A 24,086-nucleotide genomic window follows, 5' to 3' on the forward strand; every position below is an offset into this window, starting at 1 on the left:
ATAACTGCCAAGTTCAGGGACCGCTGTCGAGCTCGCATATCAACGCCATGATCGTGTGTCGGTAACGTTCGTTTTCAGGAAAAACTCCCTTTGGCGCCTTCGCACTTGAGGGAACCCGGGCCGGATGCGCCGACGCTAGAGTCTGATCGTTTTTCTTTGATTCAAAGATAATCCCGAATCAGCCTCTAGGTCATTAAGTTGGAGAACAGTTCACGTTCTTGATCGCTTAAATCAGGAACGATTGTGCTCTGGGAGGGGAAGCGATATGGCTCGGATGTTTGTCGCGGCAACCTGTTTGGTTGCCGCATTTGTTATGTCGTCAGGCGCACCGGTGATGGCGGCGTCTGATTTGACGAAGCAGGAACGTTGCCTCGCACTGGCGATGTACTGGGAAGCGAAAGCAGAGGGAGCGGAGGGTATGATGGCGGTCGGAGCCGTTGTTCTTAACCGCGTTGAACATGCAGAGTTTCCGGGAAGCGTCTGTGCGGTCGTGACGCAGGGCGGTGAAAAACCCCCCTGCCAGTTTTCCTGGTGGTGCGATGGCAAAAGCGACGAACCGCGTGAGGCCGAAGCTTGGGCAACCGCCCGCGAACTCGCGCCGGCCATGCTGTCCGAGCGGCCATCAGACCCGACACAGGGTGGACTGTTCTTTCACGCCTCTAATATCGCCGTTCCCTGGCGCAGCAAACGCGAGCGCACCGTGCAGATCGGCCGGCATATCTACTACCGTTAAGGCTTCCGTTGCGATGAGGGACTGGGTGTAAGGCAGAAGCTGGCGTGCCTGATTCTCGAGGTGCGCTTTGTCTGATCGATAAAGTTTCAGGCGTTATTCCTGTTCTTCTTCGGGGTCGTTGTAACGCAGCAAATTCCTGGCAAGTTCCTCGACATTTTTCAGGTTTCTGCCGTAGTCCAGCAGGGTCGTTGGCATCTTGGGGCGGCTGATGATCTGAATTTCGCAATGGCCCGGCTCAAGCTCTATGACCCGCATACCAATAGATTGCAGGGCTGAGAAGATATCCAGCTTTGACTTGGAAACGATCGTCCCGTGAAGCGGGTCCGGTTGGATCTGACGGCAACCGTATTCGCTGATGGCCTGGGCGCAGCGTGTAAAAGCCGTGTCGTAATCCCAGTCGACGAAGATACTTTTTGCCTGCTTGACGGCATTGGATTTGGCGTCTTCGGGATAGGGCAGGCGTGCGATGGCTTTATTGTGGAGAGTGACGAGAATAATTGCCGCCAGGGCGCCGAAAGCGACACCTGCGGCAACGCCCGTCGCGATGCCATTGGCGACGCCTTGGTCGCCAGCAATGATGAAACCGGTCATAGCTGCGAAAGGGATCGACATGGCGAGGAAGGCTTTTAGGTAAAGATTCATTGCGTTTTGCGGTGCCTTGGCTCGAATAAGGATACATCAGCTAACTGTTGAAACTGGCTACATCATCATTGGGCTCACAGAAAGAACATTATCCCGCTGAATCGTCCCGCTGTTCACAGAATGCAGTGAGGGGCCGCCGTCGACGATCTTTACATGAGTCTTTGGGTTTTGAAGATATTGAAGGGCCTTAACAGACTGAAAAATATCACAAAAAATAGCCACACAACGCATCGTTTCTTTGTCGACAAAGTTTACAAAAATTTGTTAGTATTAGTATGAAAAAAATATAACCCGCTGAATTTCAACACAAAAAGAGTTTGGCACGCGAGTTGCTTACTTATTTATGCAGTTGAATGTGTTTCTCGGCGAGCTTTTACGATGCCCGTAGAAGTCTGAGTGGCGTCGGATATTTGTTTTGGAGCCGAATATGTTGGATTGGATTTTGCTTGGGGGTTTCGCCGCGATCATCGCAGTGATGTGGTGGCGCATCGACCGCTTGGAGAAACGCCTGGAACGCGTGAGCACGCGTTTGCGGGCCATTCACGATGACACATCTCATCAACACCGGGCTCTCGAAGTACGCCTCGACCGTATTCTCGAGTACATAGACCAAAGCACAAGCTGCGATAGAGCAGCCTGACAAGATTTGGCAGTTGAAGGGCGTGTATTGCGCCCCAGGCTCAGTTAAGCCCTCGCTGGTCCAAATTCCCTCCTTGTTTCTCGTTTTCCAGCGCTAAATTCACATCACTATAACATTGAATGCTGTTCAATGTTTATTGCGTGTGCATTATCCAAGCATATGCTATAATAATCTACATATTATTAGCACTTGTATGGTTGTGCTGCTAATAAATATAAGTAATGAAAATTCTCTATGTTTAGATAAATTTATGATTTAGCCTCTTACGGTCAGAATGTTCGCAATCGAGGAGGTTTCGCATTGTGTTAAAGCCGACGATTATGGAACGTCAACTTGCCGGTTATAAATTGGCCACGGCAGAAATTATCTACCGCATGCCGGATCATTTGGATTTGCTCCAAAGCTACATCTGGCAAGAATATGACCTGGTTCCGGAATATCCCGAGCTTCAGCGCTTTCTCCGTTTTTGGACCGACAATCTGGATGGACCGCTTGTTTCAGTGACTGTTGGCTCTCGAGAGCTGTTCAAACGGGGTGAATGGCGTAATGCAGAGGCCGTGCTAACTCTGCATTGATTATGATAAAGCAGTTGGCTTCCGGAAGCACGTAGTGGCTGGTCGTCATTTAGCGACAAAGGTGATTCAACCTTCACCTTACGCTCCTTGGTATCAGAGGGTGATGCGGGAACTTGAATATTCCCGCCAAGAGCGGTCATACGCAAGGGGACATGCCCCGGCGATGTAGGTGTTATCCCACTGTAATGTCGAAACGCCCGCTGAGTGCGCTCTCTCCGAGTTCCGGACTGGGCGTAAGGGGCACGATTAGCGACTTGCGTTGTTCAGGGTCTGAAACCTGGTTCAGCAAGCCATCCCTGAGGTTCTGGGGCTCGCCCTCGACATACATCTGAGTGACGAAGCGCTGAATGCCGTCGCCATTTACCAGGAAATGGATGTGTGGCGTTCGACCGGGATAAGCGACCGGTTTGATGGTACGAAAGCGATAGAGCCCTTCGTTATCAGAAACTGCCCGTCCGTAACCTTGAAAATTCTTGTCACTCCGTCCGCGTCCGGCGTCCCGGCTGTGAAGATAGCGCCCGAAGGCATCACACTGCCAAATCTCGACCGTTACGCCGCCTAGTGGTTTTCCATCCAGTCCTCGAACCTGACCATAGATGTCGGTAGGTTGACCAAAGGCCCGACCGGTTCGGCCATTGACGCTCAATAGATCGTTGTCGCGATCCAGGGGGAGTTTATCAGGGTAAAAGGGCCCCAGAGGCTGCCGCGGAGTCAGATTTGGCGTCGTTGCAGAGGCTGATAATCCAGTGAATGAAATTACCGACCCGGCCGTAAAGCCGGCCGTTCGCCGAAGTATATGGCGTCTTGTTACAAGTCCGGACATCATTCCAGCTCCCAGTTGGGACGTTTTCTCGGCCTGGACGCAACCAATGCCTATGCATTCACATGGGTTATGGGCATCCGGAATTCAATTGAGACCGGTTCGCCCAGGGTATGTCGGATAGAAGGCTCAACAGATGGCGATTCTAGACTTATTCCTGCCGGCAGTTGTTACAGGCCCGGGAAGTCCAAAAACATGAGACGATGCCGGTCGTCAGGTTCGCGAAGGCTGCAGCCACGAATATTCCAACGATCCCGTAAAGCTCACCCGCAACAAAGGCGACTGGAATGTAGAGTACGATCATGCGCAAGAGCGTCAGGATGGTGGAGCTCAAGGGGCGGCCAAGCGCGTTGAACCCGGCGCCGGCAACCATCACGGCGCCGTAACAGCCATAGCTGACCGGCACGATGATGAGATAGTCACGGGCAATAGCGATTACGGATGGATCGTCATCGAACAGGCCGGCAAGTGCCGGACCGTAAAAGCCGAGAATAACAGCAGCGACTGCACCCCATCCAAAACTTAGAAGATAACTTTCCCGCAATGTCGATCTGATTCGATCGACAAGCCCGGCGCCCAGATTTTGACCGACGATGGGACCCGTGCTCGACGAAAGCGCGAAGAGGAACACAAGGCTGAGCGCTTCTAACCGGGTTGCCAGTCCAAAACCGGCGACCGCCGTGGAACCGTAAGCCGCGACAAAGCGGGTAATGACGGCAACAGCCATTGGGTTGATCATCTGCGTGCCCGCGGCCGGTAGCCCGACATGCAGGATACTGCGCCAGGATGCGAGAACTTTGGACATCTCTGGTTTCGACCAGCGAATCAGTCGCTCGCGATAATGCAGCACCGCAATCGCGGCAAAAAAGGTAATCGCGCGGCTAATCACTGTGGCGATGGCGGCGCCCTGCAGCTCGAGCCGTGGAAAGCCGGCGAGACCGAAGATCAACAAAGGATCCAGGGCAATGTTGACCAATGCGGCGATTACCATGATCAGGCTGGGAAACCTGGCATCGCCGCTTGCTCGGATGACGTTGTTTCCGACCATCGGAATAACCAAAAAGGCGATCCCGAGGTACCAGATTTCCATATAGTCACGGATCAGCGGCAGTAACGCCTCTTCTGCTCCTAAGAGACGGAACAGAGGATCAATGGTCAAAAGGCCCACGACAACGAAAACGCTGACGACGGCAGCGGCGAGAAGCAGGCTGTCGGTTGCCAGTTCTTCGACTTTTCCGCGATCGTTCTGACCGATTGCACGGGCGACAACAGCCGATGCACCTGCACCGAGACCGATTGCCAGACTGATGAGCACCATGACAACGGGAAAGGTGAAGCTGATGGCGGCGAGCTGGGTGGTGCCGAGCTGCGCTACAAAGAAAGTGTCGGCCACGTTGAAGCCGATTGTCGCGAACAGTCCCCATACCATGGGCAGAGTCAGACCCAGGATGTGGCGGAATGTTGGGCCCTGGGTCAGGCGGGCGGTTGTTTGAGGACCGCTGTTCGCAGGTGCGCCTGATTCCGTCACTTAATATCCGCCACACGCAACATGATTTTCCCCGGTTTGTCTTTGCTCAAGGCAAGGTAAAAGGACGACGCTGCGCGAGCAACTGCGGGTTTTTATGACTTCAACCGGGCTCCGGTTCGTCGGGATTCGAAAGAATTAGCAGAAATTTATATAAAATCCCGTTTACCTTTCGGTCATAGATCGCTGTCAGACTTGCTGTACCAATGCGGTATCGCAGGAAAATGTTGATGTCAGTAATGCTTAAAAGCCCTTTGCCGGAACAACCGCCAGTATTGCCGGCTGAACCCGCCGTTCTCTCTGAAGATGAGGTGCAGCGCTTGATGGTCATGGGCGAAAAGATGATTGCGCTCGGACTTGCAGGTCACTGTGTGCCTTTGGCGACCGACGCAGGAGAGCAGGTTGTCGCTGTCCTGGACTGCGAGGGCGAACGCATTCTCTGCGCGTTCGGCAAAATCGGCGCCATTTACTGCGCGATCGATGCAGATTCCCGCGTTCTGGGCCATGGTGAAACCTTGGACGATGTCCTGGCAGTATTCCCCTATGTCTTTGGTCCGCATCCCGAGTTGTCGGAAATCCCCAGCTAGCATCTGCTTGTCTTTCCCAGGGTAAGGGAAAAGCATAATCTTATCAGGTAACTAGGGTAGGGTCAGTCTTGTGGCTGCTTGACCGGGAACTGGCGTGCTCTAGTCCTTTCCGGCCACAACGCCTTTAGTCGATGATCGATCGGCTCAGGCTGCGTAAGGCTAACAATCCGCGGATTTCGGCCGCAGAGGCCTGCGCCTTGCGATAGCGATGCCACCAGTGACGACAATCCTCCCGATACTGTCTGCGAGTTGTCATTTCCTGCCGCCGTTGGCTCTTGCAGGCCCGGCGGTTGACCCGAAACATACGCCGGGCGAAGGCCACTTCAGTTTTCAGGGAGTGGTGGCGGCTCGTGAGCGGATCCCCGCAGGTTCGGGACATCTGTCTAGCGACTTCCGGCGGCATGGCGTCATAGCGCGCTTCCGTTGTTTCAAGTTCGTCGATGATGAGACTCCTCTTTTGCTTGGTATTCATGGCTTCTACGAATGCAAGGTATGCAATCTTTGGGCGATGTGCGTGAGGGGAATACTGGGCCATCAATGGACGTAATTCAACAAAAAGTACCCAAATGGGTACAAATGTATATTTCATAAATTGAATAGCAGCCGAAATGGGAGTGTTACAGAGGTGCTCCCGCAGCTAACACCACCTCAGCCATGCCGTCTTACACGCCGAGTAACTCCGAAGCCGTCAGGATCCGATACATCGCCCGGATATTATCGTTATCAAACGCGATGTCGTCCCGCGCGGGATTAAACTGCTGCAACACTGTTCGCGTCGGCGTCTTTTTAACCAGTCGCTTAATATAGCATTGACCTGGATCACCATCGTGACCATGCAATTCAACGATTACGTCGCAGCCGCTGGTTGCCGGCCGGCCGGGATGAACAAAGACAATTTCGCCTTCCTCGAAACGTGGCGACATGGATTGCCCGACGACGTAGATGGCAAAGACGTTCGAGGCGCCGGCGATACCCGGCGGCCGACGAACACGATCAACGACTTCGCCGTTGAATTCAAAGCAGCTTTCGTTCCCACCCACGGCAACACCACGCACCTCCACATCGCGTAGAAGGTTGGCAGTTGCGGGCACCGCGACCGATGCTGGGGCGGCCTCGCCGGACCGGGGTGCAAAATCGCTTTCAGGTGCGTCAAAGCCGGATGCCAAGGCGTCGTAGCGTTGCCGGGAAATACGGTTCTCTACTTGATTCGGATAGCCGGTCGAGGCCGAAACGCTGTCTCCCGTGTCGTCGAAATCTTCGGTCCCGACGTCGGTATCAATCAATTCTGCGGGATGACACTCCAACGCGCGCGCCAGGCGGCGCATCCATTCCACGGTCAAACGCCGTTCGCCTCGTTCCAGCTTGACGATTTGCGAACGTCCGGTGCCCACAAGCTTTCCCAAGCCATCCTGGGTCAAGCCTTGTCGGCGTCGCAGTTCTTTGATGCGGTTGGTCATGAAGCGAATATATCGTATCACCAAACTGGGTACAATGTGTAAATTGGGCACAATTATAGCTTGCTTGCTGACCACGTAATGGGTACAAAATTTTACTATCATGTGTAGAAAAAAAGAAGGTCGAAATGTGGTCGATTTTTTGTTTTGCAGCCCTTCGTTGATGCAACCGAGATTACTGATCTGCCAGGCCCGCAGTGCTGGTGGTCAAAGAGGGGCCACAGCCGCGACAGGAGGGCATTTCAGTGGATGATGGGACCGAGCGTTATCCGGTTTTCTTTCTGACGAAGACCGAGGCCTTTGTTCTTGAATGCCGGAACCGCGGCATGAGTGAAACAGCCATTCGGAGATTGCTGCAGCTCTCCGCGGCCGATGCGGTCGCTCTTGGACTGATATCCGCGCAGGGGGCTGGCTGCAAGGCAGGTCAGGAGACGAGCGGACAAACACCCAACGCTGAGAGCTGGCCGCACCTGCAAGGCAGGCGCAAGCCTTTCGCCCGCAGGAGAGCGCAGCATCTCCTTAACCGGCGGCACAAGACCGGCGCCGGAAACACACGAGATAGCCGGACACAAGCCCCTAACACGCAATATCAGAAAGCACGAGGAGACAAGGTATGAGCTACCGTGAAGAGGAACGTCGGAACGCGTCAGGTACAGAGGGCTCAAGCGTCCGAGTGCAAGATGATGAGGCATCACGCTCTCACGATCTCTCGGCCCCCAGGAACGGGTCCTTGGGTTCCGCCACGCCTCAAGATATTTTGCATGCCGTGGCGGAAGAAAGCGGGATTTCCCTGGCTCTGCTCCTTTGTGCCCGGCGTGATCGTAAGATTGCGCGTCCGCGTCAGCTTGCAATGTACCTGATGCGAAAGCTTTGCTTTGAGCTTTCTCTCGCCAAAATCGGCGCAAACGTGGGTGGGCGGGATCATAAGACGGTCATGCATGCCTGCGATCTCATGGATTACCTGCTAACCCGTGACCGTGATCTTCAGGGCCTGCAACAGCGCGTGTTTGATCGGCTCTACTGCGAAGGCTTATGACCCTGCGTCTAGATGGCCTTTTTTACTCCGAAAGTGAGCATAAGAGTTGGCTATGAAGAAAATTGGGCGGAAACGCTTGACGGTCTCGGATTTGCAGCCGGTTGTTACCGGTGGGGTAGAAAGTGGGGGCCGGTCCGCACAGAGAGCTTCAGCGGCGCCGAGTTTGGCGGGTGGCAGGCTTCACAATGGCGATCTCACAGCAAGTGATATGGGGGTTAGTGCCCGGGCACGCCACAACGGCGGTATTCTCGTCGAGGCCCGTTCAGTCTCTGTACAGGGCAACGTCGTCATGGTCGGCGCTAAAGCCAGGTACGAGTGTTTGCTTGACCAATTGCTGGATCAGGAAGTCATTAAGCCTGAGCTTTACGATGCGGGTGTGTGGCTTCGATCACTTTATCTGCGTACTCGAGTTAGCGAAGGTGTTTCACGCTACGGCGATTTGGGTTTTGACCGGGATGGCGGTCGGTCAAGTTTTGGTCCAGAAATGTCGGATGAGTTAGCCTGGAATCTCCGCGTTCTGCGCGACACGATGCTTAGTTTGGGCGGACATTGGGCCTCACTGCGCAAACTGTGCTGCGATGATCAAATGCCGGCTTCTCGCAGGACCCTGAATGATGGGTTGAGTGCTTTGGCGAAGCTCAGAGGTTTTGTTTGAGTGATCTTCCCTTTCTGCTTAGTTCTATGGCATGGCGAAGAGAAAAGGTCGCAGCGCTTCACGAAATGCTGATAACATTGCGACCGGAAGCCGATGTATAGTTTCAAAGGGTAAGACGATGTCGAACGAAGATGAGCCTGACGGCTTGACCGAGATCGAGACGGATCGCGAAGGCGTTGTGTTTGCAAGGATTATTCGCGGCGTAGCCGATCATTTGTCGAAGATGGACGTCGAAGAAGGGCCGGACGATATCGACCAGATGTTGCGGGTTTTCTCGGAACTCGCGGATGCTTTCGAAACCACTAATGGGTTCGAATTCGACCATGAGCAGGCGCTTCCGCTCAGCTACGCCTTTACGATGCTGGAGGCTGGGATGCGTGTGATGTCGGAACAGGCCACGACTGGTGGTTATTTCAATGCAGCGGCCAAGATGGAGTGGGCGGCGGTACAGGCCAAAGGAATGATCGGCGAGTTGGAACGGCGCCATGCTTCGGATGAGGGCGGTGTTATCACTTTCGACGATGACGACGAAACCGTTGAAGACGCTTTTTTCGATCTGGATAGCGAAGGCGTGACCAAACACTGAGTGCTTCAGTAACTGTTTTGGGCATCGGAGTGGATCACGGAAGATGAAGTGCAGAAGCATTCTCGCAGTGACTTTGCTTGTGGCTGCATCTTTGGCGTTGACAGGCAGAGCGGCGCAGGCGGATTACGCTGCTGGTTTGGCAGCCTATGACGGCGGAGATCTTGCTCTGGCCGTCTCTGAGTGGCGTTCTTCGGCGAACGCAGGTGATACGCGGGCTCAGACCGCGCTAGGCAACGCTTATTCCAGCGGTTTGCATGTTGCAGTCAATCATCGCCTGGCTTCCGACTGGTATTTGAAGGCCGCTCAAAATGGGAATGCCGACGCTCAGTACAGCTTGGCGTCGAGCTACGCCACTGGACTTGGAGTCGAGAGAGATCTTGCGGAAGCCATAAAATGGTTTCGTGCTGCGGCGGAAAACGGAGAGGTCCGGGCCCAATTCGAGTTGGCGGAACGCTATGCCAGCGGTGCAGGTGTTCGCCAGGACCAGATGCTTGCCACCCGCTGGTTTCGAGCAGCCGCCGATCAAGGACATGTCTTTGCACAGATCACTGTCGCCGAACGCTATGAAAAGGGGCAGGGCGGTCAGGCGAATCCGGTTGACGCCTATACCTGGTACTACATCGTGAGCCAAAGGGATGAGACCTTTGCGCGTCAGGTTGCCCAGCCTCTCGGGAGGATCGAAAACGTTCTTTCGAGAGATGATTTGATACTGGCGCGCGAACAGGCGGAATCCTGGCTGAAAAATAACATATAGAGTATCGGGCTTATCGCCAGAAATACCATGTAGGCATATGATATCTGGCGATTTTCTTTGTAACGACTGTAGGCAGTGCTGCGCTGCCAATGGTATAGTGGTGTGGATTGCAGTCAGGGCGGCGCGTACATCATTGACCCTGAGTATTACCCGAGAAGCAGCGAGACAGTCATTCCTGAGACCTTCACAGATGCCGAGCGTGAGCGGTTCCACAACCTGCTGATGCTTGCCGCGGAAAGCCCCTTCGAGGGCGAGCGGAACAATGCCTTGGCTGCGGCAAAACGCATGGCCGATCGTAAGGGGCTGACGCTGGACGAGGCAGCGGCGATGCGGACTCAGGCTGCATCCGCAAAGCCCCAGCCGGAAAGCCCTCGCGCGGAGACCGAGCGGGAGAAGGAATTCAATAGCCGCTTTGCCACTGCAACCCATCTGATGGATCAGGAGATCCGGCGGGAAAAGGCGCGGCGGGAAGCGGCATTGAAAGCGGCGAGGGATCGCGGCCTGGATGCAGAAGAACGTAGAGCTGCGGAGCGCAGGAGCAGACAAATACACGTTAATCGCTCAAACAAAAAGGCACGTATGAACCCACATCGTCATGCTGCCGTTCTTTTGCGTGAAACCTCCTTGCCGTTTCGTGAGGTTGCCAATATTACGGGCCTTGATGTCTATCAAATCGTTGGAATGAAGCTAAAGATGCGAAACGTCGCGTGACGGCCGTGCCCATCGTATTTTGTTCCTTAGCGTCATGACTGCCATTCACGAATTGACCCTCGACGAATTTCTGTCGCTGAATAACGCGGGACGGCAACAGGCCGAAAGTCCGGCAGAGCAGGATATGGGCGCCTTGCGATTGGCATATGCCGATCAATGGCGGCCGGACACTTTGTCGCCCGTGCCGGGGCGTGATGGTCGTTACGCTTTGGCCGCTGACTGGTTTGCCACTGCTTTTCTGCTCGCCCGGAGTGGCCGAAGGGGGAGTCCGCCGGCCGATACGCAGGCGGCTTGGGAGATTGCGGGCATTTTTTCCGAGAACCTGTTGTTTCTTGGGCGTCCGCATCGGGGCGCCTTGCTATCAACCGAGCTGCAGATTTTCGGATTTTCTGTGCGTGGCGGACGCGTAGGACGATTGCCGGCCTGCACGCCTATCGGCGTGATCGCGCGCAAGTCCGCGTATCGTATCTCGATCCGCCGGGCGATTGCGGCAGGATTGGAAATTTCCGAGAGTGTATTGAGCGATTACCGAAACCTCGTTAAGGAGAAAAAAGCAAGGGACGAGACCGGTGTGACAGCGCTGAAGGAAGCTGGAGCTTCTGGATAACGAAGTCCGCGCGCACGGTATGTTTCGGGCTATAGTTATTTATAACGACAAAGTGTATGCGCCGGTCAGGGGCATCGGCATAGACTTATTGTGAGTGTTATCGGGGGTCACGAGGGAAGTGCTGCATGAATAGGCAACGGTTTGAGCAGGGAGACATTGTATTTCGCGAAGGCGACCTGAGCGACAGCGTCTTTCGTCTGATTTCCGGCGAAGTCGAGATTATTAAGGAACTGCGTGGCAGGGATGTGATTCTGGGGCGGGTCGGTCCCAGTGAGTATTTCGGTGAAATGGGTGTCATTGAAGGGCGGCCGCGCAGTGCGACAGTCAAAGCGGTTGTGGCGCTGGAAGTCGAAACCATACAACGCGACGATTTTCTTCGGCGTGTCAGCGAGGATGCGGATACGGCGTTCGAGCTGATGCAGCGCCTAAGCGAGCGGCTGCACACGCTTGACGACGCCTTTGCGGCATCGGTCGTGGTCGGCGGACGCCGCAAGACCGATCCGGTTGTTGAGGAAGCCCCCAGCGATCGTCCGAGTTCGGGGCAGATTAGAATTCTCGCTGATTCAGATGCCGTTACGAAAGTGCTGCCTGTCGAGGGCTTGTCGCCACAGATTCTGCCGTTCTTCGTCGGGCGGCATCCGGTTGACGACGAGGCGTTGCCGCCGATCACAATCGATCTTCCACTCCACGACAGTGAGCCCTACCGCCTGGCAAAGGTCCACTTCTCCATTGCCAAGACGGCGAAGGGTTTTGCCATTCGGGATTTTCGAACTGAATTGGGAACCCGAGTCAATGCGGTGTCATTGGGTGAGCACTTTTCCCGAGACGTGACTTTGCTGCAGTCCGGCGCCAACAGCGTTATCGCCGGTGGTGACGATTCACCCTTCCGGTTCCGCATTGTGGTTGAGGAAGCACACCGGACGTGACGGACGCCCGGCGAGCCGGATTATGATTGTCGATGGCTTTGTTTTAAGAATCGTCCAATAGATGATTTTTGTATTCTTCGCGCAGGCGGTTCTTGAGAATTTTTCCTGTGGCGCCAAGTGGCAGGGATTCCACAAAAATAATGTCATCTGGAAGCCACCACTTCGCAACCTGGTCGCTTAGATACGCGCGGATCGATTCGCTGTCCGGTTCTGCCTCGGGCCTTGGCACGACAAGCAATAGAGGCCGTTCATCCCATTTTTGATGCGCCACACCAATGACGGCGGCCATGGCGACTGAAGGATGCCCCGTCGCTGCATTTTCGAGATCGATCGAACTGATCCATTCACCGCCGGATTTGATCATATCCTTCACCCGGTCGGTAATCTGCATGTAGCCGTTCGGGTCGATTGTCGCGACGTCCCCGGTCGAGAACCAGCCGTCTTCTCGGTGAGCGTTGTCGTCGTCCTGTTTGAAGTAAGCTTTGCAAACCCAAGGCCCGCTGATTTTCAGCTCGCCCTGTGCCTCGCCGTCGTGGGGCAGGGCAGTGCCGTCTTCGTCGACGATTTTGAGATCCACACCGAAAAGCTTGCGCCCCTGTTTGGTCTGCAGTTCGTAACGATCGTCGTCGGGCAGGCTGCGCTGGCGCTGTTTGACGACGTTTATTGTCCCGACCGGGCTTGTTTCGGTCATACCCCAGCCTTGCCGGACTTCGACGCCAAAGTCCTTTTCGAAGGCTTCGACCATCGACTTCGGAACTGCCGCGCCACCGATGACGACGAACTCCAGCTTTTTCGGAGCGCGTCCGTGATCACGCATCGCCCGCAAGAGATCGAGCCAGATGGTTGGGACGCCGGCAGACGCGGTCACGCCTTCGGATTCCATAAGATCCCACAGGCTGTCGCCGTCGAGTTTGGGGCCCGGGTTGACCAGCTTGGTTCCGGTGAAAGGCGTTGCGTAGGGGATGCCCCAGGCATTGACATGGAACATCGGAACGACGGGCAGCACCGCGGCTTTTTCCGAAAAATTCATGACTTCGGGAAGCGCAATGATGAGCGAGTGGAGAACGGTTGATCGATGGCTGTAGAGTACGCCCTTGGGATTTCCCGTCGTGCCGGAGGTGTAGCAGAGAGAAGAGGCTGTGTTCTCGTCGAATTCCGGCCAATCGAAAGTCTCGGACACCTGTTCGAGCAGTTCTTCGTAGCACAGCAAGCCCGGAATCTTGCTGTCGGGCATATGGGCGCGATCGGTCAAGACCACGATGCCGCGGACCGTTTCAAGTTGCCCGTGAACGGCCTCGATCAGGGGCATAAAAGTGAGGTCGACGAACAGATAGCGGTCTTCTGCATGGTTCAGGATATAGGCAATCTGGGACGGATGCAGGCGAGGATTGACTGTGTGGCAGACTGCCCCGAAGCCCGAAACACCGTAGTAGATTTCGAAGTGTCGATAGCCGTTCCAGGCCAGGGTCGCGATCCGGTCGCCGCGTTCGATCCCAAATTTGTTCAAGACATTGGCCAGCCGTTGAGCACGTTGATGCGCTTCGGCGTAACTATAGCGATGAAGATCGCCCTCGACCCTGCGGGAAACAATTTCCTGCTCCGCATAAACCTCAGCGCCGTGTCGCAACAACGACGAGATCAGAAGGGGTTTCCCCATCATCAAGCCGAGCATGTCCTAGCCTCCCGCTCATTGTTTTTTGCTCGTGATCGAGCCTGCTACCGGTCTTGTGCCGGGTCCATTCACTTGAACACGGAACGCGCGTTTGCTTCAAGCTTCGTAGAATTGTGAGACGGTCGAAAGCGTCAAACCTGCGGCAATCGTCGCCGGCAACGGGGAGGATAGAGTGAGGGCGATTAGTGGCCGCCGCCGTGTGACCGGAACCAGGCACCGGCCACGAGCCGGTGACCCTGGTCGGCCGAATTCGCGAAGATATGCGCCTGGGCATCGCATGTGATCTCGTCTTCGCTGATCAGGTTTAACGTTTCCATCACGATCGCGGGAAAGACATCGCAAAACTCCTCAAAGTCGGGAATCATTTCCTGGAGATTTTCGTGAAAATCGTTGATCAGGAGAACGCGTTTTTCCCAAGCCATAGGTTTAAGCTGGCGCGCCCATATACGGGCAAGTTCTTTTGGCAGCTGTCCTGATTTCATCGTTCCCCCAGCGATAGGCTCACGCGAAACGTGGGAGGGGGCCGGTGACAAAGCAAAAGGCTTGTGGAACGACGTTTAAAGAAGCACGCCAGGGCAAATGAGTTGCCCACCGCCGATTCCGAAACTACTACCCGCTGATTCTGTCACGCCGATCGAACCCGCGTCCTCACCGCTTCACACAAAGACAGTCTACAATATAACACAGTCTGGATCGACGAGGGTTAACAACGCGAAATCAATAGGTTGCAAGCTTATTCAATCACCAATTATGGGCTGAAATTACGACCGAAACGAGCAGGAACGATTGATCGCCAAGCGGAAAAAATTATCGATTCTCGTTAGTTAGAGCCATATACACGACATAACTCATGCGGCGAATGCCGTTCATCAGATTCACCCGAATCGGTCTGTCTCAAAATGTTGAATTCAATATGGTCGAGTCGGCAGAGGTGTCGTCATCCGCCTAGATTGAGGTCGCTTGAAATCACGTAATCAAGGAGTTTGAAGAGAAGAACGTAGCCGGACCCCGAAATCATAAACAGTGTGATCAGTGCAAAATAACCGCGCAGCTTTTTGGTTTTGACGGCGATCTCTGTCTGCGCGTCAACTTCAGCCGGTTGAGTCGTGTGAGACAGATGAACCGGCGCTTCCGCAGCTGGTTTAAAGTGATTCAGATCAGCACCTTGTAGAGTGGGCATTGTCGCCAGTCCCCCCTGCCATGCTCAGTGCTTCGTGAGCGAAACGCTAAAGTTGAGTTACACAGAACAATGGACGAGATCCATCGTATGCGGCGGAACATTAGGGTTCATTTGTGACCATACGATGGCAGCTACAGAAAAATCCTGTGACATCGGCGTGGCCGTTTGTTCCACAGTTCACCGCCGAACCCATACTCTCGTGCGTCAGGAGTTGAGGCTGCCATTGGAATTTCTCAACATCCAGCGTTCGACGCCCTCGGCGGCACAAACAGCCGTGGCGATGGTTCCCTGCAATAGGTATCCGCCCGTTGGCGCATCCCAATCCAGCATTTCTCCCGCGGCGAAAACACCGGGCAGCGACTTGATCATGAGATCCTGGCTCAAGCCTTCGATTTGAACCCCGCCGGTTGATGAAATCGCGCGCTCGAGCGATTGAGAGGCGGTCAGCGTAAGCGGTACGGCTTTAACCGCCTGTGCGATCAGATCGGGCGTTGTCAGGGAGTCGGCAGGAACGCACTCCCGTATCAGAGCGGTTGCGGCTGGTGAGAGCTTGATGGATTTCCTCAATCGGCTCGAGAGACTGTCCTTCGGACGTTGGGTAGCTAATCGCTGCGCAATCTTTGCCTGCTCGAGATCGGGCTTGAGGTCGAGCACGACACGAGCCGTGCCATCCGCCTTCAGTTCTTCCCTTAAGGTCCGGCCCAGGGCGTAGATACCGCCGCCCTCGACACCATACCGGGCGATCATGATTTCACCGCGAGCTTGTGCGGCATCAGTCTTCAACAACAGGTTTTTCAACGCTGTACCCGCATGACGTTGCGCAAAAATCTCACTCCATTGCACGTCGAAGCCGCAGTTGCTGGGCTGAAAATCAGCGCACGCGACACCCATTGCCTTGAGATGTTCCAACCATCGCCCGTCGGACCCCATCCGCGGCCAGCTGGCGCCACCCAATGCCAAGAGAACTGCGTCGGCCGCGTCCTCCAGCCTGGCGCCATTCTGGTCTAGCAAATCCAGAGTGATTGATCGGGAGGGGCTTTGTCCCCGTGAGATAGCAAGCTTCGTCAGTCGATGCTCAGGCTTGAGAACCACGCCCTGGTCGCGCAATCGCACCAGCCAGGCGCGAAGCAACGGTGAGGCCTTGAGTGAGGTTGGGAAGACACGACCACTGGAGCCGACGAAAGTAGGGACACCAAGGTCGTCGCTCCAGGCTCGGAGGTCGTTTGGAGAGAAGTGCGAAATTTTGCCGCGAAAGAAATCTAAATTCGGGCCATAACGCTTTAAAAATTGTTCAATGGTCTCGGAATGAGTCAGATTGAGCCCGCCGCGGCCCGCCAATAGAAATTTACGACCGAACGAAGCTTTTGCTTCGTACAGCGTGACCGTAAAGTTTTTCCTAGAGAGAATCTGCGCCGCCATCAGGCCCGCTGGACCGCCGCCGACAATGGCAATTCTCGGAACGGCAGCATCCACTAAAACGACCTCCAAGACCAATCCGGTTGTGCTCGAGCGCGTGCGTTCTTGTTGGGATCAATCAAAAACTCAAAACACCTTCCAATCTGCGGAACGAGAAGCTTGGAAAGGCGTCATTTCGCGTGAAAGCGAAACGATCACGTCCAAGGTATTTTGCCGCGCGCGCTGCCGCGCCTTGTTACACGCCCTCGCGACCAGGATGCAAGTTTTCGGGCTCCAAGCCCCGCGACAATCGATCAGATGAGGGGTTTGATGAGAGGAATCTACAAATAGCCACCCGTTTGTCACAGCTATTTGGGTTAGATGCAGGTGCGTTCTACTCGGAAAAGATGTTAGTATACACCTTATTTTGTGGTCGGATATTTTGGGATGGTCATAAGGCTCATGCGATTTCTCATGAAATGGTGGAGAAAGCAGCCAGAGCTTCGATCAGAAGCGTTGGATGAATTTGCTGCTCGACCTGAGATCTTGCGGCCTCGAATTCATCGCAAAATGCTGCCTGTACTCCGGTACCTGGAATCGCTCCACAACACCCATGCGGATTTGACATTCCGCTACGTCGGACCTAACGAAATGAATGGCCAGGCCGAAGAGTTGCAGGTCTTTCTGGCGTTCGAAGAATTAGGCCGCAGTATCACGATCCGCTACCTCGACAGCCTGGGACGGTACATCATCGAAGATCCGCGTGACGGTCGTGCCCATCAGGCGGATGAAGGGAATGTCTTGACCAATCTTGCATCAGTTCTGGAGGAGTATCTTCCCGATCATAACCGCCGTAATCGGCCGTCTGCGTGATCGTAGATGCCAACATGGCGAGATAAGGGGCCGACTTCGCTTGAGGTCACTCAGGACGTCGAAGGTAGCGAATTCGCTTTCCTGTAGCTTGCATGGGCGTGAATTGCGACAGCGGTAAAACTGGTGATCAAAATCGTGAATATCATTGGAAATGCACTATCGCTCTGCAGATAACCCACCAAAAGCGAGACGGCAGCCGCTACCGTCATCTGCAGGAAGCCCGAGAGTCCGGCCGCGGCGCCTGCGATCCTGGGGTTGACGCTTACGCCACCCGCTGTGGCACTGGGCAAGCTCAATCCATTGCCGAACGTTATGATAGCCATTGGCCCGAAAATGGTAATCAGGTTTATGTGATCCGAGAGCGCAAAGATACACATCGACGAGGCGCCAACGAGAGAAACGCTGGAGCCGATCGTAATCATGCGATCCGTACCTACGCGCTCTGCAACGCGCCCAGTGACAAAATTCCCAGACATATATCCAAACGCGACGGCCATGAAACAAATGCCGAAAGTGGACTTCGTTTGCTCCATTAACTCAATGGCGACGAAAGGGCCGCCCGACAAAAACGCGAAAAATGTGGCTGATGTGAAGGTTGCGTTGAGGGCATAGTTTCGGAAATTCCGCGATCTCAACAGATTGTCGTAACTGGATGCCATGCCCATAAGACCAGGTATTGGGCGAAGATCGAAGTTGGTTTCGGGAAGCTTTAATGAGGTGGCAAGCAATACAATGAAGCCTGCAACGGCGACAAAAAGAAACCCTGCGCGCCAACTGAACCATTCGTCCAGAAAACCACCTATCAAGGGTGCGATCATGGGCACGACCACCATGCCGACCGTGATGTAACCGATCATGCTTGCCGACTTTTCGCGGCTGTGCATATCGCGCACGATGGCACGGCTGAGAACCATTCCGGCGCAACCGCCAACGGCTTGAACGGTTCTGCCGAGGAGCAGCCAAAAAATCGAAGTTGCAAACGCGGACGCGATGCTTCCTATAAGAAACAGACAAAGTCCTGCCAAGAGAACCGGACGCCTGCCGAATCGGTCGGAGAGTGGGCCGTACAGCAGTTGCGCGATGGCCATGCCAATAAGATACAGCGTAACCGTCAGCTGGATTGTACCGTAACTGACGTTGAAAACGCTTTGCATGCCAGGCATCGAGGGCGTGAAAATATTCAGCGCCAAGGGGCCGACCGCTGCTACGGCAATCAGATTTATAATTGATGGACGAGGGGAGTCAGTCGTCACGTCGCGAGAGGGCCTCCTTGGCAAAAGGTGGATTGGTCGATCGCAGCTATCGGTGGGTTTTTTCACGGTCGCAGAATACTGACACTACATTCCGTGCCCGGCCCTGTCGCCCCAAACTTACGACTTTCCCTCGGCTATGCTCTGCGAAAGGACTTGCGGCTCGAACCTCATAGCATCGCTTTGATGAAATCCTGCGTTGTTTGCGTATGTTCTTAGGAAACAAACTTTTGAGTGCCGGTAAGAGCAAAAATGCTCGCGGGGATTATTTATTTAATCACTAGAAAAGAAATTAAATACAATAGGAATCAAATTTTCTTTTCTTTCCATTTGTCAAAGTGTATAGCCGAACACGCTTGCGGTTTCCCATAAAGAATTTCTATGTTTGATGTCAAACAATCGTCTATTGCTTTTCGAGACACCATAAAACCTGAGCCTCTAATAAGGCTTTATGACTACTGGTTGTCAAAGTCGGCGCAAGGACGGATACCCAGCCGTGCACAGATCGATCCGCTCGATGTACCAGACCTGCTTTCGATTATTTTCCTTATCGATGTTATTGAAAGCGGCGACGAACCAGAGTTTCGCTTTCGTCTGGTTGGGAGCAAAATTACGGAAGTCGTAGGGTCCGATCCGACGGGCCGGAGCTTCTCGGCGTTTTACGACGAAGCAAATCTCGGACCGATGACAGAGATCTACAACGAGGTCACCCGGAGCGGAGAGCCTTTCGTAAATAATTCGACTGCGCCATTCTCGGACAAGGATTATGTGAGACTGGCGCGCTTGCTTCTGCCGCTATCGGAAAGCGGTAGCCGTGTCGACATGATCCTCGGCGCCTTGTTTTTCGAAAACGTCTAGCGCACGGAAGCGACTTTTTACTGCGAAAGCCGTCGATGTATCGTTTCCCTTGTTTCGGTCCCGACGTGCGACGAAGGTAAAATCGGGAAAACAAGCTTAAGACGCTTTGCATCAAGTCGACACAATACGGGTGGTCCAGGCACACTACGAAGCAATCAAGCGAAGAGACCTGACCGGCATCCTGCAAACTATAGCTGAAGACGTGATTTGGGAGTTTCCTGCTCCCGCAATAGTACCGTTTTCAGGTCTCTTTGAAGGCCTGGGCACCGTGCGAGATTTCTTTGTCGCGGTGGGTAGTTCTGTTTACGTCAGAGAGTTCGCTGTCGAGAGAATATTCGTCGAGAATGAGACGGCGATAACACTGGGAAGAGAACGCTTCGCCGTAAAAGCGACACACCAAGAGTGAGCCACATATTGGGTTCAAGTTCACACAGTTATTGATGGAAAGATTGCCAGGTTTCGCGAGTTCACGGATACCGCTGCCATCGCGGATGCCTACCGCCTGTAGCGGTGGTCACTGCTGCCTTAAAGGTTCTGCTTCCCGCCTATTCTCGGAAGTGACTTTGCGAAATCGTCCACAGTCCGCTTTAAGCCGGGATTGTGTTTTTCTGATGAATACTTCCTGATCCCATGGTATTCGCTCCGTCGGGTCACCCGCTGGCGAGCAGCTTTTCTATGACCTCAGTCAGTTCGTCCTCTTCGACATGGGTTTTCTTCGCGCCTTCGCCATGTATGAAGTCGAAGGCGAGTTGTCCGCGTGAGTCGAAAACGTAAACGGATGGGATCCGTTTGACTGTTCCGAAGGCCTCGGAAATGATCTCTCCGTTGCCCAGTGTCACAAAACTCGGGTTCTTCAGTTTTAGAAAGCCCTTCAGGCGATCGTCGCTACCCAATCCCGAGAAAGACTCGAATATGTTCACGGCAAGGATTTCGACCTGCGAGGCCGGGTACTTGCTCCGGACGGCCTCTAGGTGATCGAATTCGGGATTGCAGGGAGGGCACCAGCTGGCGAAAAAGGCCACGACAACTATGCGGCCTTCTAGGTCCGCGGCATTGAGCGATTCGCCCCTTAAGGAAGGCAAGCCAGCGATCGCCTCTCGCTGTACTGCATCAAGGTTTACTGTTTCAGCCCGGACCGCCGATGCGGCGGAAGCGACGGCAAACAACCCAGCGGCAAAAAGAACAGTCAATCCTGCGCGGAGCTTGCGTCCATAGGTTTGCGACATAAATTCAGTCCTCACGTGACTTCCTGTGAGACATGGTCGCCCCGTGAACTCAGGTCAACACTCGACAGGCTATGTTCACACAGAGTTTATTGCGGGAAACCGCCGGAAACGTAGTGAAATCGTCTTAAGCGGACGGGTCGATTAAGCCGGTTTAAATCCCGAGAAAGCTCTGATAGTCCCTGGCGACGGCTTTCGATGCCGCCTTTAACAACTGCTCGCCATGCGACGGCTTCGCCATGGCCGAGTGTGCACCGACACGGCCATCCGGAAAGCGCTCACGATGTTCCGCTGGCGGGCCGTGCCGATCGCCTGAATGCGCCTGCAGGTATTCCGCAGACAGCAGTTCCGGTGGTGTTTCGGCAAGCGGATGGGGCGGTACCAGTCGAAACGCCGCCTGAGTTATGGCGACTTCAGAGGGCGTGGCATGCATACCTTCCCAGCGACCGTAATATTCATTGCGCAAGCTGTTGACGTTCTCAAAATCCCACCAACTTCGAACTCGTATTTTGGTTTCGGCTCGATCCGCCGCCACCTCCGACAACGGGGCGAGGTTCGCGCCGTGCGCGTTCAGAAAATAGAGTTGCTCGAAGCCGTGGTGCATCAAGCCGTCGACCACTTCGCTCACGAGGCTCTTAAAGAGTCCTTCGGAGAGGGAGATGGTGCCTGGGAAATCCATATTGAATGGTGCCGGCGTCAGGGCCAGGGTCGGGGCGACGATTGCACCTGCCTGTTCGGCTGCGTCCTCCGCGATCTTCTCGGCGCAAAAGGCATCTGTTCCGATCAACCCGATCGGCCCATGTTGTTCGGTTGAGCCGACGGGAATAATAATGCCGCGCGAGGTCTTGAGGTATTCCTCCACTTCCAGCCAGGTCGCCATCTGCAGCTTCATGCGCAGGCGCCGCTGTTGTTCAGCCAGTCGGTAACTGTTGGGCGATAGCTCACCAGCTCTTCCGCAACGGCGGGATGTTCTCTTAAAGATACCGACCACTGGCTGACTGATGGAGGCCAGGAGATTTCCAGTTCCAAAATGGGAATGAGTGCCTCGATCCAGGCAAAGGTAATCGGATAACCGCAATCCCCAAGCGTGAGGACATTGCTGGGCGGTGAGAGCTTGAGGAGTTGAGCGAGCTGGGTCAGCCTTGTCGAGATATCGTCTGCAAGCGCACTGAACGTCTCTGGTGGATGCAGTTTCCCATCCAGGTAGGAAAACAGCCTGCGCACAGCAGGCTCAAGACGGGTATCGTGAAATCGGCTGCGTTCGCGGATGCGGGCGCGCTCAGAAATAGGGCCGGGCAGCATCGGTGGCTCGGGATGTTTTTCGTTCAGGTATTCGGCAATGGCCTCGGAATCCGTCAGAAGCAGGTCGTCGTAAACCAGTGCCGGAAGGTTTCCGGATGGGACAAACTGCTTATAGGCGTCGGACCCGTAGCCGCCCGGTGGCGCTAGCTCCCGCCAGTCGAGTCTTTTGTGCCGAAGCAACACACGCAGCTTGGCACAGTAGAGGCTTGTCGGGACGGAGTAGATTGTCAGCATGAGCAAAAAAGGGGGCCGAGGCCCCCTTTATCCGTTTACTCAGTTAAACGCCACTTTTTGCCAAGTTCATCGAAGAACCCGGATTCCTTTTTCAGCGTGATCCAGGTGTTTACATAATTGATCCAGACCTGATCGTCCTGAGGCAGGAGCATCGCGATTGGCGTGCGGGCCCGAGGTGCCGAAACCGGTACGATCTTAAGGTCGGAATACTTCTCGATCAGTTTGAAAGCTTCAACATTCGACGTGATGTGTGCGTCCGCGCGGCCGGAGAGAACCTCCTGAAAATCGCGGGCAGGAGCCTCTACGATCCTGTGATTGGCATTCGGGAAAAACTGCTTTACCTGCTTTTCCTGAGTGGTGCCGAGTGTTGCGGCAACGGTTACGCCATCGACATCCAGGTCGGCCCAATCTTTGTACTTATCGCCGCTTTTTGCATTCACGAGGGGCACAGTGGCAAGCGCGAAGTAGCTGGAGGAATAACCGGCAGCCTTGGCTCTGGCCGGCGAAACCGATGCGGATCCGGTGATGTGGTATTTGCCCGCTGTTACGCCGCTGACCAGGGTTTTCCAGTCAGTCGGTACGAATTCGACGGTGACCCCGAGGTCTGTTGCAAGCTGGGTCATGACGTCGATGTCGTAACCGGTGTAGCTGTTGCTCGCTGGGTCTTTCATCGTCATGGGATTCCAGTCGCCCGTCGTCCCGACCTTCAACACTCCCTCGCTCAGAATGTCTTTGAGCGCTGATTGAGCATAGACCTGCGTCGTTGCCAGACACAGCACGAAGGCCGTAGAAGCCATTTTAATCAGTTTCATTTTTCTCTCCCTGTTGCCCTGAACCTAAGGTTCGGCAAAGCGAACCCTAGGTTCAGGGCACGCATCGTTGAAACCCAACTGTACTTCAGCTCCGCAAATTTGCCGAACACTATGCAGCAAAAACGGGTCCGCAGCACACCAGGAGTTTGAGCATACATCATCAGATGGATGCAAAAAAATTGCAAGAAAATGAATTTATTGCATGTGGTGTTATGATGTGAATAGACTTTTACCAAGAAAAATTCTCGCCAGAACGGCGTGAAGAAGGTGGGAGACAGTCGATGGGAGATGTCGCGGAACCGATTATCCGCTTTGCCGGCGTCGAGAAGTTCTTTGGCAGTTTTCAGGTGCTCAAGAATATTTCGTTAGATGTCAGTCTTGGCGAACGTGTTGTGATTTGCGGGCCGTCCGGTTCAGGTAAATCGACACTGATTCGTTGCATCAACGGGTTGGAACAGCATCAGGGCGGCACCTTGTCCGTCGAAGGGGTCACCCATGAGGACGGCCGGAAAGGTCTCGATGAGATCCGTTCACGTGTCGGTATGGTGTTTCAGCAGTTCAATCTGTTTCCACATCTCACCGTCATTGAGAACCTGATGCTCGGGCCGACCCGCGCGCGGAAGCTCCCGAAAGAGGAGGCGCGCGAACTCGCGCTTCGCTATCTGGAACGGGTCCGCATTCCTGAACAGGCCGATAAATATCCGCGACAGCTTTCGGGCGGGCAGCAACAGCGTGTGGCAATTGCGCGGTCGCTGTGCATGGAACCGAAGATCATGCTGTTCGACGAACCGACTTCGGCGCTTGACCCCGAGATGATCAACGAAGTGCTCGATGTCATGGTGGAGTTGGCCGAAAGCGGCATGACCATGATCTGTGTGACGCACGAGATGGGATTTGCCCGGCGCGTCGCGGACAAAATGGTGTTCATGGATCACGGCGAGATTGTCGAAGTGGCTGACCCCGAGACTTTTTTCAACACGCCGAAAAGCCAGAGATGCCAGGATTTCCTTCAGCAAATCCTTCAGCACTGAGGAGA

General features: G+C 54.5%; 30 protein-coding genes. 16 read left to right on the forward strand and 14 right to left on the reverse strand.

All coding sequences use genetic code 11. The annotated features are described in order from the left end of the window. The first annotated feature begins 265 nt into the window (after window positions 1–265). Window positions 266–733 (forward strand): cell wall hydrolase, encoded by a 468-nt coding sequence (locus tag QMZ18_RS23950; protein ID WP_282608889.1) that lies wholly within the window; start codon window positions 266–268, stop codon window positions 731–733. A gap of 93 nt (window positions 734–826) precedes the next feature. On the opposite strand, the gene QMZ18_RS23955 is transcribed toward QMZ18_RS23950, so the two are convergent. After that, the gene (locus QMZ18_RS23955) at window positions 827–1,375 is read right to left on the reverse strand and encodes a hypothetical protein (protein WP_282608890.1); all 549 of its coding nucleotides are present in this window, start codon (window positions 1,373–1,375) and stop codon (window positions 827–829) included. Window positions 1,376–1,802: 427 nt separating this feature from the next. Here QMZ18_RS23955 and QMZ18_RS23960 point away from each other — a divergent pair, with 427 nt between their 5' ends. Continuing rightward, window positions 1,803–2,015, forward strand: coding sequence for a hypothetical protein (locus QMZ18_RS23960; RefSeq protein ID WP_282608891.1), 213 nt, complete (start codon window positions 1,803–1,805; stop codon window positions 2,013–2,015). Window positions 2,016–2,317: 302 nt separating this feature from the next. Then, window positions 2,318–2,590, forward strand: coding sequence for a Usg family protein (locus tag QMZ18_RS23965; protein WP_322097268.1), 273 nt, complete (start codon window positions 2,318–2,320; stop codon window positions 2,588–2,590). A 172-nt stretch (window positions 2,591–2,762) separates the two neighbouring features. On the opposite strand, the gene QMZ18_RS23970 is transcribed toward QMZ18_RS23965, so the two are convergent. Beyond that, entirely contained in the window at window positions 2,763–3,413 is a 651-nt protein-coding gene (locus QMZ18_RS23970) for a protocatechuate 3,4-dioxygenase (protein ID WP_282608892.1), read from the reverse strand. A gap of 148 nt (window positions 3,414–3,561) precedes the next feature. Continuing rightward, on the reverse strand, window positions 3,562–4,938 hold the full coding sequence (locus QMZ18_RS23975) for an MATE family efflux transporter (RefSeq protein WP_282608893.1): 1,377 nt from the start codon (window positions 4,936–4,938) through the stop codon (window positions 3,562–3,564). Between the two features lie 227 nt (window positions 4,939–5,165). Between QMZ18_RS23975 and QMZ18_RS23980 the strand changes: the two genes are divergently transcribed. After that, a complete protein-coding gene (locus QMZ18_RS23980; protein WP_282608894.1) occupies window positions 5,166–5,522 on the forward strand; it encodes a hypothetical protein in 357 nt (118 codons plus the stop codon). Between the two features lie 124 nt (window positions 5,523–5,646). Here QMZ18_RS23980 and QMZ18_RS23985 read toward each other — a convergent pair whose 3' ends face one another. Together QMZ18_RS23985 and QMZ18_RS23990 are read right to left on the reverse strand one after the other, a co-directional pair. Then, a complete protein-coding gene (locus QMZ18_RS23985) occupies window positions 5,647–6,111 on the reverse strand; it encodes a hypothetical protein (RefSeq protein WP_282608895.1) in 465 nt (154 codons plus the stop codon). A 73-nt stretch (window positions 6,112–6,184) separates the two neighbouring features. Continuing rightward, on the reverse strand, window positions 6,185–6,979 hold the full coding sequence (locus tag QMZ18_RS23990; RefSeq protein ID WP_282608896.1) for a helix-turn-helix domain-containing protein: 795 nt from the start codon (window positions 6,977–6,979) through the stop codon (window positions 6,185–6,187). 242 nt (window positions 6,980–7,221) lie between these two features. On the opposite strand from QMZ18_RS23990, the gene QMZ18_RS23995 reads away from it, so the two are divergent. The 8 genes from QMZ18_RS23995 to QMZ18_RS24030 all read left to right on the forward strand — a co-directional run bounded on the left by QMZ18_RS23995 (window position 7,222) and on the right by QMZ18_RS24030 (window position 12,251). Next, entirely contained in the window at window positions 7,222–7,593 is a 372-nt protein-coding gene (locus tag QMZ18_RS23995; protein WP_282608897.1) for a hypothetical protein, read from the forward strand. Beyond that, window positions 7,590–8,012, forward strand: a complete 423-nt coding sequence (locus QMZ18_RS24000; protein WP_282608898.1) for a helix-turn-helix domain-containing protein — start codon at window positions 7,590–7,592, stop codon at window positions 8,010–8,012. Before QMZ18_RS23995 ends, QMZ18_RS24000 begins: the two co-directional genes overlap by 4 nt. Window positions 8,013–8,064: 52 nt before the next feature. Next, entirely contained in the window at window positions 8,065–8,667 is a 603-nt protein-coding gene (locus QMZ18_RS24005; protein WP_282608899.1) for a hypothetical protein, read from the forward strand. Window positions 8,668–8,785: 118 nt separating this feature from the next. Next, window positions 8,786–9,253, forward strand: a complete 468-nt coding sequence (locus QMZ18_RS24010; RefSeq protein WP_282608900.1) for a hypothetical protein — start codon at window positions 8,786–8,788, stop codon at window positions 9,251–9,253. 43 nt (window positions 9,254–9,296) lie between these two features. Further along, complete coding sequence (locus tag QMZ18_RS24015; protein WP_282608901.1) at window positions 9,297–10,007, forward strand: tetratricopeptide repeat protein; 711 nt, start codon at window positions 9,297–9,299, stop codon at window positions 10,005–10,007. Window positions 10,008–10,109: 102 nt separating this feature from the next. Then, complete coding sequence (locus tag QMZ18_RS24020) at window positions 10,110–10,718, forward strand: hypothetical protein (RefSeq protein WP_282608902.1); 609 nt, start codon at window positions 10,110–10,112, stop codon at window positions 10,716–10,718. A 34-nt stretch (window positions 10,719–10,752) separates the two neighbouring features. After that, the gene (locus tag QMZ18_RS24025) at window positions 10,753–11,325 is read left to right on the forward strand and encodes a hypothetical protein (RefSeq protein ID WP_282608903.1); all 573 of its coding nucleotides are present in this window, start codon (window positions 10,753–10,755) and stop codon (window positions 11,323–11,325) included. Window positions 11,326–11,450: 125 nt separating this feature from the next. Beyond that, window positions 11,451–12,251, forward strand: a complete 801-nt coding sequence (locus QMZ18_RS24030) for a cyclic nucleotide-binding domain-containing protein (protein WP_282608904.1) — start codon at window positions 11,451–11,453, stop codon at window positions 12,249–12,251. A gap of 43 nt (window positions 12,252–12,294) precedes the next feature. Here QMZ18_RS24030 and QMZ18_RS24035 read toward each other — a convergent pair whose 3' ends face one another. From QMZ18_RS24035 to QMZ18_RS24050, 4 genes are all read right to left on the reverse strand, one after another. After that, the gene (locus QMZ18_RS24035) at window positions 12,295–13,923 is read right to left on the reverse strand and encodes a 3-(methylthio)propionyl-CoA ligase (RefSeq protein WP_282608905.1); all 1,629 of its coding nucleotides are present in this window, start codon (window positions 13,921–13,923) and stop codon (window positions 12,295–12,297) included. A gap of 182 nt (window positions 13,924–14,105) precedes the next feature. Continuing rightward, the gene (locus QMZ18_RS24040; protein WP_282608906.1) at window positions 14,106–14,405 is read right to left on the reverse strand and encodes a hypothetical protein; all 300 of its coding nucleotides are present in this window, start codon (window positions 14,403–14,405) and stop codon (window positions 14,106–14,108) included. A gap of 455 nt (window positions 14,406–14,860) precedes the next feature. Further along, window positions 14,861–15,103, reverse strand: coding sequence for a hypothetical protein (locus QMZ18_RS24045; RefSeq protein ID WP_282608907.1), 243 nt, complete (start codon window positions 15,101–15,103; stop codon window positions 14,861–14,863). A 204-nt stretch (window positions 15,104–15,307) separates the two neighbouring features. After that, window positions 15,308–16,576 (reverse strand): TIGR03862 family flavoprotein, encoded by a 1,269-nt coding sequence (locus QMZ18_RS24050; protein ID WP_282608908.1) that lies wholly within the window; start codon window positions 16,574–16,576, stop codon window positions 15,308–15,310. A 492-nt stretch (window positions 16,577–17,068) separates the two neighbouring features. Here QMZ18_RS24050 and QMZ18_RS24055 point away from each other — a divergent pair, with 492 nt between their 5' ends. After that, on the forward strand, window positions 17,069–17,371 hold the full coding sequence (locus QMZ18_RS24055; protein WP_282608909.1) for a hypothetical protein: 303 nt from the start codon (window positions 17,069–17,071) through the stop codon (window positions 17,369–17,371). Between the two features lie 50 nt (window positions 17,372–17,421). On the opposite strand, the gene QMZ18_RS24060 is transcribed toward QMZ18_RS24055, so the two are convergent. Further along, window positions 17,422–18,624: a multidrug effflux MFS transporter gene (locus tag QMZ18_RS24060; protein ID WP_282608910.1), complete on the reverse strand. Its 1,203-nt coding sequence runs from the start codon at window positions 18,622–18,624 to the stop codon at window positions 17,422–17,424. Window positions 18,625–19,002: 378 nt separating this feature from the next. Between QMZ18_RS24060 and QMZ18_RS24065 the strand changes: the two genes are divergently transcribed. Both QMZ18_RS24065 and QMZ18_RS37105 read left to right on the forward strand, forming a co-directional pair. Further along, entirely contained in the window at window positions 19,003–19,479 is a 477-nt protein-coding gene (locus tag QMZ18_RS24065) for a PAS domain-containing protein (RefSeq protein ID WP_282608911.1), read from the forward strand. 130 nt (window positions 19,480–19,609) lie between these two features. Next, window positions 19,610–19,885 carry a nuclear transport factor 2 family protein gene (locus tag QMZ18_RS37105; RefSeq protein ID WP_367575958.1) on the forward strand — a complete coding sequence of 92 codons (276 nt, stop codon included), beginning with the start codon at window positions 19,610–19,612 and terminating at the stop codon, window positions 19,883–19,885. 244 nt (window positions 19,886–20,129) lie between these two features. On the opposite strand, the gene QMZ18_RS24070 is transcribed toward QMZ18_RS37105, so the two are convergent. The 4 genes from QMZ18_RS24070 to QMZ18_RS24085 all read right to left on the reverse strand — a co-directional run bounded on the left by QMZ18_RS24070 (window position 20,130) and on the right by QMZ18_RS24085 (window position 23,050). After that, entirely contained in the window at window positions 20,130–20,705 is a 576-nt protein-coding gene (locus QMZ18_RS24070) for a TlpA disulfide reductase family protein (RefSeq protein ID WP_282608912.1), read from the reverse strand. Between the two features lie 151 nt (window positions 20,706–20,856). Then, window positions 20,857–21,594, reverse strand: a complete 738-nt coding sequence (locus QMZ18_RS24075; protein WP_282608913.1) for a creatininase family protein — start codon at window positions 21,592–21,594, stop codon at window positions 20,857–20,859. Further along, a complete protein-coding gene (locus QMZ18_RS24080) occupies window positions 21,591–22,238 on the reverse strand; it encodes a glutathione S-transferase family protein (protein ID WP_282608914.1) in 648 nt (215 codons plus the stop codon). The genes QMZ18_RS24075 and QMZ18_RS24080 overlap by 4 nt, the downstream gene beginning before the upstream one ends. Before the next feature lie 35 nt (window positions 22,239–22,273). Next, a complete protein-coding gene (locus QMZ18_RS24085; protein WP_282608915.1) occupies window positions 22,274–23,050 on the reverse strand; it encodes an ABC transporter substrate-binding protein in 777 nt (258 codons plus the stop codon). Between the two features lie 281 nt (window positions 23,051–23,331). Between QMZ18_RS24085 and QMZ18_RS24090 the strand changes: the two genes are divergently transcribed. After that, window positions 23,332–24,081 carry an amino acid ABC transporter ATP-binding protein gene (locus QMZ18_RS24090; RefSeq protein ID WP_282608916.1) on the forward strand — a complete coding sequence of 250 codons (750 nt, stop codon included), beginning with the start codon at window positions 23,332–23,334 and terminating at the stop codon, window positions 24,079–24,081. The last annotated feature ends 5 nt before the right edge of the window (window positions 24,082–24,086 follow it).

The sequence above is a fragment of the Pelagibius sp. Alg239-R121 genome, from assembly GCF_947331435.1.
GTDB lineage: Bacteria > Pseudomonadota > Alphaproteobacteria > Kiloniellales > Kiloniellaceae > Denitrobaculum.

What these genes read in the sequence shown, in the direction of transcription:
- QMZ18_RS23950 (WP_282608889.1), top strand. Translation starts at nt 266, where the DNA reads ATGGCTCGGATGTTTGTCGCGGCAACCTGTTTGGTTGCCGCATTTGTT.
- QMZ18_RS23955 (WP_282608890.1), bottom strand. Translation starts at nt 1,375, where the DNA reads ATGAATCTTTACCTAAAAGCCTTCCTCGCCATGTCGATCCCTTTCGCA.
- QMZ18_RS23960 (WP_282608891.1), top strand. Translation starts at nt 1,803, where the DNA reads ATGTTGGATTGGATTTTGCTTGGGGGTTTCGCCGCGATCATCGCAGTG.
- QMZ18_RS23970 (WP_282608892.1), bottom strand. Translation starts at nt 3,413, where the DNA reads ATGTCCGGACTTGTAACAAGACGCCATATACTTCGGCGAACGGCCGGC.
- QMZ18_RS23980 (WP_282608894.1), top strand. Translation starts at nt 5,166, where the DNA reads ATGTCAGTAATGCTTAAAAGCCCTTTGCCGGAACAACCGCCAGTATTG.
- QMZ18_RS23985 (WP_282608895.1), bottom strand. Translation starts at nt 6,111, where the DNA reads ATGAAATATACATTTGTACCCATTTGGGTACTTTTTGTTGAATTACGT.
- QMZ18_RS23990 (WP_282608896.1), bottom strand. Translation starts at nt 6,979, where the DNA reads ATGACCAACCGCATCAAAGAACTGCGACGCCGACAAGGCTTGACCCAG.
- QMZ18_RS24000 (WP_282608898.1), top strand. Translation starts at nt 7,590, where the DNA reads ATGAGCTACCGTGAAGAGGAACGTCGGAACGCGTCAGGTACAGAGGGC.
- QMZ18_RS24005 (WP_282608899.1), top strand. Translation starts at nt 8,065, where the DNA reads ATGAAGAAAATTGGGCGGAAACGCTTGACGGTCTCGGATTTGCAGCCG.
- QMZ18_RS24010 (WP_282608900.1), top strand. Translation starts at nt 8,786, where the DNA reads ATGTCGAACGAAGATGAGCCTGACGGCTTGACCGAGATCGAGACGGAT.
- QMZ18_RS24015 (WP_282608901.1), top strand. Translation starts at nt 9,297, where the DNA reads ATGAAGTGCAGAAGCATTCTCGCAGTGACTTTGCTTGTGGCTGCATCT.
- QMZ18_RS24025 (WP_282608903.1), top strand. Translation starts at nt 10,753, where the DNA reads ATGACTGCCATTCACGAATTGACCCTCGACGAATTTCTGTCGCTGAAT.
- QMZ18_RS24030 (WP_282608904.1), top strand. Translation starts at nt 11,451, where the DNA reads ATGAATAGGCAACGGTTTGAGCAGGGAGACATTGTATTTCGCGAAGGC.
- QMZ18_RS24035 (WP_282608905.1), bottom strand. Translation starts at nt 13,923, where the DNA reads ATGCTCGGCTTGATGATGGGGAAACCCCTTCTGATCTCGTCGTTGTTG.
- QMZ18_RS24040 (WP_282608906.1), bottom strand. Translation starts at nt 14,405, where the DNA reads ATGAAATCAGGACAGCTGCCAAAAGAACTTGCCCGTATATGGGCGCGC.
- QMZ18_RS24045 (WP_282608907.1), bottom strand. Translation starts at nt 15,103, where the DNA reads ATGCCCACTCTACAAGGTGCTGATCTGAATCACTTTAAACCAGCTGCG.
- QMZ18_RS24055 (WP_282608909.1), top strand. Translation starts at nt 17,069, where the DNA reads ATGCTGCCTGTACTCCGGTACCTGGAATCGCTCCACAACACCCATGCG.
- QMZ18_RS24065 (WP_282608911.1), top strand. Translation starts at nt 19,003, where the DNA reads ATGTTTGATGTCAAACAATCGTCTATTGCTTTTCGAGACACCATAAAA.
- QMZ18_RS24070 (WP_282608912.1), bottom strand. Translation starts at nt 20,705, where the DNA reads ATGTCGCAAACCTATGGACGCAAGCTCCGCGCAGGATTGACTGTTCTT.
- QMZ18_RS24075 (WP_282608913.1), bottom strand. Translation starts at nt 21,594, where the DNA reads ATGAAGCTGCAGATGGCGACCTGGCTGGAAGTGGAGGAATACCTCAAG.
- QMZ18_RS24080 (WP_282608914.1), bottom strand. Translation starts at nt 22,238, where the DNA reads ATGCTGACAATCTACTCCGTCCCGACAAGCCTCTACTGTGCCAAGCTG.
- QMZ18_RS24085 (WP_282608915.1), bottom strand. Translation starts at nt 23,050, where the DNA reads ATGAAACTGATTAAAATGGCTTCTACGGCCTTCGTGCTGTGTCTGGCA.
- QMZ18_RS24090 (WP_282608916.1), top strand. Translation starts at nt 23,332, where the DNA reads ATGGGAGATGTCGCGGAACCGATTATCCGCTTTGCCGGCGTCGAGAAG.